At 36.7% G+C, this 10,783-nt stretch carries 6 protein-coding genes; 5 read left to right on the top strand and 1 reads right to left on the bottom strand.

Annotated features, from left to right (window positions below; translation table 11 throughout):
* From AACZ87_RS06265 to AACZ87_RS06245, 5 genes are all read left to right on the top strand, one after another.
* A partial coding sequence (locus AACZ87_RS06265; protein ID WP_339865840.1) for a gliding motility-associated C-terminal domain-containing protein occupies positions 1-1,448 on the top strand: 1,448 nt, incomplete at its 5' end.
* A 5-nt stretch (positions 1,449-1,453) separates the two neighbouring features.
* Positions 1,454-2,536 carry a type IX secretion system membrane protein PorP/SprF gene (locus AACZ87_RS06260; RefSeq protein WP_339865839.1) on the top strand — a complete coding sequence of 361 codons (1,083 nt, stop codon included), beginning with the start codon at positions 1,454-1,456 and terminating at the stop codon, positions 2,534-2,536.
* 10 nt (positions 2,537-2,546) lie between these two features.
* Positions 2,547-4,889, top strand: a complete 2,343-nt coding sequence (locus AACZ87_RS06255) for an OmpA family protein (RefSeq protein ID WP_339865838.1) — start codon at positions 2,547-2,549, stop codon at positions 4,887-4,889.
* 1,123 nt (positions 4,890-6,012) lie between these two features.
* Positions 6,013-9,219 carry a PAS domain S-box protein gene (locus tag AACZ87_RS06250; RefSeq protein ID WP_339865837.1) on the top strand — a complete coding sequence of 1,069 codons (3,207 nt, stop codon included), beginning with the start codon at positions 6,013-6,015 and terminating at the stop codon, positions 9,217-9,219.
* A complete protein-coding gene (locus tag AACZ87_RS06245) occupies positions 9,194-9,667 on the top strand; it encodes a hypothetical protein (protein WP_339865836.1) in 474 nt (157 codons plus the stop codon). Before AACZ87_RS06250 ends, AACZ87_RS06245 begins: the two co-directional genes overlap by 26 nt.
* 44 nt (positions 9,668-9,711) lie before the next feature.
* On the opposite strand, the gene AACZ87_RS06240 is transcribed toward AACZ87_RS06245, so the two are convergent.
* The gene (locus tag AACZ87_RS06240) at positions 9,712-10,104 is read right to left on the bottom strand and encodes a response regulator (protein WP_339865835.1); all 393 of its coding nucleotides are present in this window, start codon (positions 10,102-10,104) and stop codon (positions 9,712-9,714) included.
* Positions 10,105-10,783 lie beyond the last annotated feature (679 nt).

Below are 10,783 nucleotides of genomic sequence, written 5' to 3'. Positions count from 1 at the left end.
TACGCAACGCTGTGACTGTTCTGAACAGAAGAGATGAAGAGGAGGATACAGATACAAATGAAGAGGTAGAGGTAATTCTAACTGAAAAAGTTGAGCTGCAAATCGAGAAATCCATCAATAGTTCTCCAGTAAGTATAGGAGGGGAATTCAGGTTTGGAATACAGCTCAAAAATGTGGGTAGCTTGAGCTTAACAAATTTAATACTTACTGATACACTTCAACCTTACTTAGATTTTCTCACCTCAGAATTTTTGCCTAGCGCAAATGATGAAAGTGTACTGACTTGGGAAGTTGATGATTTGGCACCCGGAGAAAGTTTAAGCTGGGAGTTTGTTGTTCTACTTGATTATCAGCCAGACCTTGTTGGAGGGGAAATTACTAACAAAATATGGGCAACTGCCGAAGGACACCCCGACATGTGGTCCGCTGAAGTGACTGGTGAAATTTTTGGTCCGCCATTAAGCGAATGGGAAGTGGATAAAGAACTGATAGGGGATCTGTTTAATATAGGAGATGTTGTTCAGTACGGCATCAGCATCCTAAATAAGGGAGAGCATCCAATCCGAAATGTAAAGATGAAGGATTATTTTCCTTCTGGTCTTCAATTTCTCGGTGTAGATGGGCCTGGATCTCTTGAACTGTTTGACACTGACTCACTGGAAATTACCATCCCTATATTGGAGGTTGGGCAACATCTGGACTTTACCCTGTCTTTTCTACTAGTGGAGTATTCTCAAGGAATGATCAATGTAGTTACAGCAAGCGCAGACAATGCCCCAGATGTGACAGATTCCACTGAGATTCTTGATTTAAAAGAGGTAGATGTCACTATTTTAAAAGAAGTGTCTTCACCGTTAGTAGAAGTTGGGAAAGAGTTTAGTTATAAAATCACCGTGTCAAATATTTCAGAAGTTGAAGCTTCGTTCATTGAAGTTATTGATGTTCTACCCACTCAGATGGAATATATCCGAAGTGATTACACGGTGGGACTGGCCAGCTTTAATTCTTCCGAGAGGTTACTCACCTGGAATATAGAAAAACTTCTTCCTGGAGAAGTGGTGGAACTCACTGTGATTGTGCTAGCTACCACTGAAGGTAAATCTATAGCGAATAGCACCTCAGTCACTTCCCATGAACAAGACTCTGATTATTCCAATAATGAAAGTACTGTCATTCATGTGCAATTTTCCATTCATTTTCCGAACGTATTTACACCTAATGGGGACGGGATCAACGATACATGGGAGATTACAGGAATAAGTCTTTTCCCAGACAATTCTCTGGCAATAGTCAATAGGTGGGGTGTTGAAGTATACGCCGCCGATAATTATAAGAACGTTTGGACAGGTGGAAACTTGGTTGAAGGGACGTATTTCTATTCATTTAAATGGACGGATGAGTCCAACCATGTCTATGAGAAAACAGGGTTTATACACTTAAAAAGATAAGCATTATGGAATCCAGATTTATTTTTAATTCAGTCCTTGATCCCCATTTATTAAGCTATTGTTCCGGCCTGGTATTAAGGATTATTCAACTGTTAGGACATTTACTAAAAGTCCTTTTTTATTCTGCTATTTTCAAATTTCTTCTATCGGTAGTGGTTTTAATGATAGTTATATTCCAGGGGTCTGCTCAGCAGGTGCCACAGTATAGTCAATACCTTTTCAACCCCATTTACATCAATCCTGCTTATACTGGTTATAAAAACGATGTATTCGTTCAGACTTTCTATAGAAAACAATGGGCTGGCCTGGAAGGTGCGCCGAGTACTTTTGGAATTGCAGCTGACGGAATAATCCCTCTTCATAATATTGGATTAGGAGTGGTCGCTTCTTCTGATCAGCTTGGCCTGCAGACTACCCAATCACTTTATTTTAATGGTGCTTACCATCTCCAGGTTGGAGAGTATTCATTTTTAAGTTTTGGTGCTGGGGTAGGCTTTGTAAACTATAGGATTAAATCAGAAAAATATGATCCAACTGTTGCTGCAGATCCTTCATTGATAGGCACCGGTGAAAGTGTGATATATCCTGATTTGAACATTGGCTTATTGTATTATTCGGACAGATTCTATGCAGGCTTTTCTATAGATCACGCACTTGAAAATATACTTCAAATAAACAATGTTGATTTGGCTGTTAAACCAAAACGTTCCTATTCCCTTACAGCGGGGGCACTAATCGATCTTAATGGATATTTTTCCCTTAAACCTAGTCTATTACTGTTGGATGATCTCAAGGCCATGACACGTATTGATGGAAATTTATTTCTACAGTATGACCAATTATTGGGTTTGGGACTAGGCTATAGAAGAAGTTTCAACTTTTTTGATAGAGTGGATGATATAGGCCTTCAGAAAGAAATTGCATTTCTGGTAATGGCTGAAATCTTTGTTCGAAAGAATTTTAGGTTCGGGTATGCTTTCGATCTTCCAGTATCCGGGCAATGGAGCAGGCTCAATTCACATGAATTTTCACTGGGATATATGATCTCTTCACCTAGATCCAGACTGAAGTCGCCTAGGTATTTTTAATTAGTCTATAATGAAAAATATAATTGCATATGTCTTCTGTCTCCTATCCCTCTGTGGCTGCGTTTCCTATAAATCCATTCAAAGAGAGGCTGATAAGCAATTCGGGTTATTTGAATATGATCCCGCAATAGAGAATTATAAAAAAGTTTTTGAAAAGCGCCCTAGCCATTATTTAGCACTTAGACTTGCAACCTCACATCTGAAAAAGAGAGAGTTTAAAGAAGCTGAATTTTGGTATATATGGTATAGGGAAGGAGGAGATATGGGTGTAGAAAATTACTATGACCTCACAGAGATATTTATTGGAAATTCTAAATTTGAAGAGGCTAAACAAGCATTATCTTCGCTTGCTTCATTGGAGCAGGATCAGACATCTTCTCCAAGATGGCAGATGTTATACAAATCCGCATGGGAAGCAAAATCTATCCTTAATTCCCCTTCCACTTCCGAAATCATACCATTCAAAGAGGTTAATACTACCTATACAGAATTTGCATATTCCGCTTTCGGGACTCAGAAGTATTTTGTCACTGATAGGTTCTCTGAGCCAAAGGATGGTGCTAAATCCAAGGATTATAAATCAGGTAGATATGATTGGACAGGAAATGGTTTCTTACAGATTTATGTAGGTAGATATGATTCTATGAAGAGAGATCTTCAAGAGATTCATCCATCTTCAGATTTCAATTTCCCTCTACATGCCGGGCCACTGAGTAGGGATAGTATGTACTTGTTTATTACCAGCACACCAAAGAAAGGCCCTGCCAAGCATAGAAAGTTAGAAGAGATAATTCCTCAGATTACCTGGGAAACTCAGGGCACAGATAAAGCCAGATTAATAACTGATACACCGACTAATTTTCTTACTGACCCATTTTGGGATGCAGATAATCAAAAACTATATTTTGCTGCTGACTATACTGGCGGTAATGGTCAATTGGACCTCTACCAGATGGGATTAGATAAGGACGGAACTTGGACTGAGCCCTTAGCGCTAGGTGATGCAATCAATACATTTGGTACAGAGAGAAGCCCATTTGTTCATCAGGATACTCTATACTTTGCTTCGGATGGATTGGGCGGGCTAGGTGGACTGGATATTTATTATGTTCCCTTGCTATCCTCATCTATAGATTCAATTCCTCATAATATGGGTGTACCTTATAATTCAAATAAAGATGACTTCTTTTTCTTTATTGATAAGAATTTAAAAGGATTACAGGTGATCTCATCAGATCGTGATGGAGGTATGGGGATGGATGATATTTATTATATTAACAAGATTCCTGAAGAACAAGTCAGGCGTATAATTATACAGGTTGAAGATGCGGAGACTCATATTCCTCTTCCTAATATTGGTGTAGAACTTCAAAAACAAAGTCTTAATACGTACCAGAACTTTCTTACAGAGGAAAATGGTACCACGGGTTTTTTTGTGACTCGTGCTGATACGCTAATAAACCTCAATGTCTTCGGTCAGGATTACCTTAATTACGAGGTTAAAGAGTTGAATATCAGTAATGTGGATACTATATTTATTGAATTGCAGCGCTTACGGCTAAATACACCAATGGTACTCAGGGATATTTATTATGATTTCGATAAGTATACTATTAGACCGCAGGAAAGTGAATCAGTTATCAAGCTTTCTGGTATCCTGAATGATAATCAATCGCTGAATGTATTACTTAGATCACATGCAGATTCTAGAGGAACGCATTCCTATAATCAAAAACTCTCAGAGAGAAGATCCAAATCTGTAGTAGATTACCTGATTAGTGTAGGAATAAACAGAGACCGAATTTTCACAGAATCATATGGAGAAATTTATCCGGTCAATAATTGTGGAGATAATTGCAGTGAATATGACCATCAACTAAATAGGAGAACAGAAATTCTGTTTTTTCAGGGTGGTTTTCAGGCGAAACCTTATGAATACCCGTTGCTTGATATGAAAAATGGAAATAGGATGGAAGTAAATACAACAGTTCCTGAAGTTATTTCCACGCTGATTCCTAGTCAAACACATGAAGAATCAGATACTCGCATGAGCCATAAGTTTGAGGATAAAAGTATGGTAGACTCAGTCCAGAGTAGCCCTCATAAAAATAAATATTACCTGATAGCAGGAAGTTTTGCTACTCTCCAGGCAGCAGAAAAACATACCTCTAACCTTAAAACTAAATTATTAGAAAAAGTGATTATTCTCCCGCTCGATAGTAAATCAATGAGATATAGGGTTTCTTTAGGGGAATTTGAGGATTATAAAAAGGCAGATTTAAAGTTGGAATATTTTCGGCAAAAACTAAATCAAATTGATCTCTGGATTATGGTCTCCAATAGCTTGCCATAATTGAGCCCTATTTTTATTTCAAAAAACAAGTGTATGTAGATTCCTGGAAAATTGGTTTTGACCGAATGTAGTTTGATGATTTAGTATTAGAAAGCTACTTGCATTTCAGAAAGGCATAAAATTATATCTGATTATACGCCCCTTTGCCAGATTATCACAATGACCTCGACTTAGCTCGGCCAACGAATTTGAGGTTTTTAAATGGAGGAGAGGGGAAATTCGGCGCATGACACGTCCTGCCTAAATACCAAAACAAACGTGAAACTGTTAGAAAGAAGTCAAGGTGAAGCTTAATGGAATTTGGTTACCACCAGAATTGCGTATATCCATACAATCAAATATGATAATACAGAACTCTGCCAGAAACTTCATTGACATTCATAAAAAAGTTAAAATCAGAAGGATCTTCACAGATTGGTCATATAAAACATGGCAGCAAAAGCAAAATATGTAAGGTTAAATCCATTATTCAGTTTTCTCCTAGATTTTAATGAGATACAACTTACCTCAGATTCCTTTCATGAATAATTTCAGAAGATTGATAGTTGCAATATTCGTATATGAAGTTAGTTTCCTGCCCCGATTAGTGCTTACTTGATTATCCAGTACGTTCACGGTTTTCATTTGTACCATTTATTGGTCGGGTTGGATACATTTTAATTATTTTGTAAAGGGAAATAATTAAATACGTAATATTTATATCCCCAATTGCACCAGTAAAAGGTAAAAAGCGACTTTATTTAGGTTAAACACTAGCTTTACTGGTACTTCGGTCACCCGTCTCCCGATGGCTATCGGGAGGTCTCCCAGCCTGATAAGCAAAGTAAAAGAGGTCACTGGCATCATTGCGGATAATCAGAATACTTAATCTTTAATCAATTCTGGGCTTGGATTTGAGAATAAACTAGGCTCTAGTTTTTATTGGCATTTTCTTCGAAATTAAAATGATTCTCTTTTGTTGATCATACTTCTCCGGGTATGTTAGTAAGAAATTTAAAATAGGTTATAATTTTCCTTCCATATGATTGATTCGGATATTCTTCTATCTACTACAAGCAAGGCTTTTTCGATTTTAAGAGACTCTAATGACTTCGAACATTCCGTTGCAAGATTTTTAGAGGAGATGGGAAAGAGCTTAAACCTAGATTGCACATACATCATCAGATGTTTAGATGCTTACCAGAATGGCGGAATGTGCTATGATTATGAATGGTGTAATAAAGATGTTGATTCTCGACTAAAGGGAGTTAAGTCTAAGATTCTTTTAAGTGCTAAAACAGGCCGAATCAAAGAAAGACTACTATTAGATGGATGTTTTCATTCTAATGTTGACCCTAAGTATGATTTTTTTGCTGAATTCCAGGGTATTAGGAATATGAATGCTTGTTTGCTTGTACCCATTTATGTCAATAAGGGGGTTTGGGGTGTGCTTGGTTTTGAATATAGCTTTTCCTTTCCTTACTTTTCTGATAGTTCTATTATACTCCTAAAGAATTTGGGAATAAGTCTTGGCTTTTTGATGCTCAGTCGCGAGAGTAAAAAACAACAGCTAGCGTGTGAACAAAAATATCGACGAATTATTGAAAATATCAGAGATGTTGTTTTCGAACTTGATTTGGATTTCAGGTTTATCTATCTAAATGGAGGATGGGAAAGACTCTATGGCTTTAGTAATGAGCAATCCATTGGAAAGTCTATTTTTTCCTTTATAGAAAATACATTTATAGATTTTTTCCTAAGTGAGCTTGAAGTGCTTTCTAGTGGAGTTACACTTAAAATATCTCTGGATCTTCCACTCATAACAGCCAATGATGGCTTACGCTGGGTAAGAATTTCAGTCAAACGGCCTGTAGATGGGGAAACAAGTCTTTTAGGAACTATTCTCGATATCCATCAAAATAAACTTAATAAGGAAAAATTGAGGGACAGCCGCTCTGCATTTAATTCACTTTTTCATACCGTTGAAGGCTTAATATTTATAGGAAATCCATCTACCAGATCCTATAGTTTAATATCAAATAGAATTTCAAATTTTGGTTTGAGGCAAGAGGATTTTTTTAATAACCCGTCCTATTGGTATGAGATCGCACATCCAGACGATCGTTCACAGGTAGAGAAATTTATCCATAATTCTTGGATCCAGGACAGCCAAAAATTGGAGTATAGAATAATTAATATTTTTGGACAAACCCTCTGGGTTGAGAATAAAACATGGTTGGAATATGATCTGTCCGGAAAGCCATTCCGTCTGCATGGACGACTATCCGATATCACCAGAACTAAATCAAAAGAACTGGAATTAGTGGAAAGCGAGGAACGCTTTAAGGTTATTTCAGAAAACCTTCCTTTTCCACTTATTATGTGTTCATTGGAAAAGCTCGAGGTTCTGTATATTAATGAATTCTTTCTTGCTTTGATCTCACAAGGCAAGTCCGCCGTCAGACAGGATTTCAATTTAGATGATTTTGTCTTCCGTCCTGATTCTTCTATTTCCGTAAGAGAGTATATTCTTGATGTAGTGGAGATAGATAACCTGGAGGTGTTGGTTCGTGAAGCAGACGGTAATCACTGGTATAGCCTTTCCTCTCAAAAACTTCCATATAACGGAGGATTTGTAGTGACTATAATCTTATATAATATCCATAAACGTAAACTAGCCGAAATTGAGCGTATAAGGCTGGAGGAGGTACTAGTAGCACTGGATCAGACCCAGATCAGTTTTTCTATGGAAATGGAAGTGAGAGAGACATATTCAAAACTTCTTTCTACCCTGATTTTTTTTACCAAAAGTGAATATGGGTTTTTAGGAGAAGTGCTTTATGATGAGCATGGCTCCCCCTATCTCCGCTCAAATGCCATTAGAAATTCGGAATGTAACGAGGAGACTCAACGCTTTATAGACAGCCACATGGAGAAGGGGTTTGTCTTTAAAGAACTGGATAACTTAATAGGTCAGGTGCTTGTTTCAGGTTTATCCCTGATTTCAAATGAGGTAGGACAGTACATCCGCTCCAATGCAAATATGCCTAAAGGGCATCCACAGCTCAAAAGATTTTTAGGAATACCAATTTATAAAGGGGAGCAGCTTATCGGTATGGTTGGACTTGCAAATAAACAAAAATTGTATTCACAAGAGGACATAGATTTCTTACAGCCATTTATGTCAAGCTATGCAAACCTTATAGGTTTGGTAAATGAAAATAAAAAACGTGTTAAAGCTGAAAGCTTACATAAGGAATCTGAAAATCTCTATAAAATATTATCCGATAACGTGGATGATGTAGTTTCTCTTCATGACCTTCAGATGAACACAAGATACGTTTCTCCTTCCATTGAGAGAGTTACAGGTTTCTTGCCTCAGGATCTTTTAAATAAAGATTTTTTCAAATACATCCATTTTACTCTTCCTAACTCAATTGATTTTGAGAATTATCCAAAATTTGTGATCCCCATTACCCATAAAAAATCAGGGAAAATAATTCAGATAGAGATGATTTGGAAACCGCTCTATAATAACCAAGGGAAACTTTATTCTTATCTCGCCACTTCCAGGGATGTCACAGACAGAGAATTGATCTTGGAAAAGCTCAATAAAACGCTGAATAACGAGAAAGAGCTAAACCAACTTAAATCAAGATTTATTGCGATGACTTCACATGAATTTAGAACTCCTTTAGCAACTATTTTCAGTAGCAACGATTTGCTTAGACGGATTCTTGGCCAACTTGATAAGAGGGATATTAAAAGCAAATCTCTAAAACACGTTGATAAAATAAATTCTCAACTTCTTAGGCTTAATCAAATGGTCACTGACGTACTGTTAATGGAGCAGAATTCAGACGGTAGGCTAAACGTCAACTTGAGTCTATTAAATTTTAATGATATTATAGTAGAAACACTTCAGGAAAACTTCTCATTTGATGCCACAAATCCTTGTGTCTGCCTAAAACTTCCAAAATTATCTGTATACTTGAAATCCGATCGGACTTGGCTATCGTATATTATCAAAAATATTGTGGAGAATGCCCTTAAATACTCCAAAACTTCTGATAGATTACCAAACCTGTCCTTAAACAAAAAGAAAGATACAATTGTTCTATTAGTTCAGGATTATGGAATTGGCGTCCCAAAAAAGGAGCAGAAATTTATTTTTGATCCTTTTTACCGGTCTTCCAATGCAAGTAGCATTAAAGGTACTGGTCTTGGTCTCAGTATAGTCTATGAATTGGTATTGAAGTTGGGGGGTAAAATCAACTTCAAAAGCAAAGAAAATCTTGGTACCTCTTTTTCAATAGTATTCCCCTATGACGCAAAAAATTCTTCTCCTTGATGATGGAGAAAGCCTATACAAGACGTATAACACCACATTCAGGAAGAATGGCTTAGAATCAATTTGTTTAATTGAGCTTAGCGAAATTGCAGAAGTGTTACTTAAAAATGAAGTGGACATAGTGCTTGTTGATACTAAACATATTTCAGAAAATACTCTTTATCAGATAGTTGCAGAGGTTAGCTTACCTGAAAATCAAAACCTTCCTTTTATATTTCTTGGTAGTGATATTATCGATAGCGACAAATTCGACTTTAGTTTGAAAATTATTTTATGCTTACCTATTAACCCAGAGTTGCTAGTAAATACCATAAAAAATGTTCTTGGCGAAAAGATAAGAAGAGAAGAATGGGGTAAACAGGACGAAAGAAATACAAACATTTTATCCCTTGCTAGACTCAAAATTGATTCAATAAGTGCTGAAAGGAGACTACAGTCTGGGGAGTAAGTCCACAGATTGATTTTAGAGTTTGTAACCGGCTGTTAGTACAATTAATTACTTTGTATGCATTCCTCATATCCATCCATGAGCTGCAAAATATCATTCCGCAAGTGATCAAGCGAAAATGGCTTTAAAATACAAAGATCAAAGGTGTGTCCTTGCAATTCTTCTTCAGAAAGTAAATCAAATGCGGATATGGCAATAATAGGTAGCTTTCTTGTTATTGTATTCTCCCTCAGAACTTTCAGGAATTGATATCCGTCCATGTAAGGCATTTTGAGGTCAGTCACAATGATATCCGGTAAATTATCGGTATTAATCTGGTCAATAGCATCAATTCCATTGCTTGCTACTTGGACTTGGAAATCATTCACTTCGAGAAATCGTTGAAGCATAAGACGACTGATCATACTGTCTTCTACAACTAATATTTTTTTCTTCATGGATCTATAGGTTTGGAATAGGTGTAATTTTAAATACAAATAAGTTGACTGGCTTGGACATTAATAAAGCACACAGAATTAAGCCGATTCTAGCTTCCGGGGAAATGACCTTTTTTTCAGACTGAATCTGCGAGTGCTTAAGATTTAAAAATAAGTTAACCCTTGTATTCATTTCTTGGGAAATAGGAATTGCCTGATTGAGGAAATGATTAGGAAAGCACACTTTAAGTGCATAGAACTATAGATTAAGAAAAAAAATCAAACTATGGGTTCTAAAATCAAAAAAAGAGATGCTTACGCCTTGGTTATTTGGGATTCACTTTGATATCATATTATCACCGTTAATTTACCTTTTTTTTTAATAGGATCAATAGAAAAAATAAAAAATTATGGATATACGCAATTCTGCCAGTAGCCAAATTCCTTTATGCTCCACCTCGACTTCTCTCGGTGCCCGTTAGTTTTGGTTTTTGGGGATTAGGGGAAAATTCGGCGTATGCCGCATTTTCCCCTAATCCCTTTAATAACCTCAAATCCGGTGGCCGGGCTAAGTCGAGGCCATTGTGACCTACTGGCAAAGAAGCGTATAATCAGAATAAAAAATGCCATTTATTTAAACCCAAACTACAACATTTGTTGCTAGGTAGATTTTTCCTTCTTAGGAAAATCCTATTCCGAC

This window comes from uncultured Algoriphagus sp. (genome assembly GCF_963974365.1).
Taxonomy (GTDB): domain Bacteria; phylum Bacteroidota; class Bacteroidia; order Cytophagales; family Cyclobacteriaceae; genus Algoriphagus.
This window is presented reverse-complemented; position numbering and strand designations above follow the sequence as displayed.

Coding starts and splice junctions, on each gene's coding strand:
- AACZ87_RS06255 (WP_339865838.1), top strand. CDS start 2,547: ATGAAAAATATAATTGCATATGTCTTCTGTCTCCTATCCCTCTGTGGC.
- AACZ87_RS06260 (WP_339865839.1), top strand. CDS start 1,454: ATGGAATCCAGATTTATTTTTAATTCAGTCCTTGATCCCCATTTATTA.
- AACZ87_RS06250 (WP_339865837.1), top strand. CDS start 6,013: ATGGGAAAGAGCTTAAACCTAGATTGCACATACATCATCAGATGTTTA.
- AACZ87_RS06240 (WP_339865835.1), bottom strand. CDS start 10,104: ATGAAGAAAAAAATATTAGTTGTAGAAGACAGTATGATCAGTCGTCTT.
- AACZ87_RS06245 (WP_339865836.1), top strand. CDS start 9,194: ATGACGCAAAAAATTCTTCTCCTTGATGATGGAGAAAGCCTATACAAG.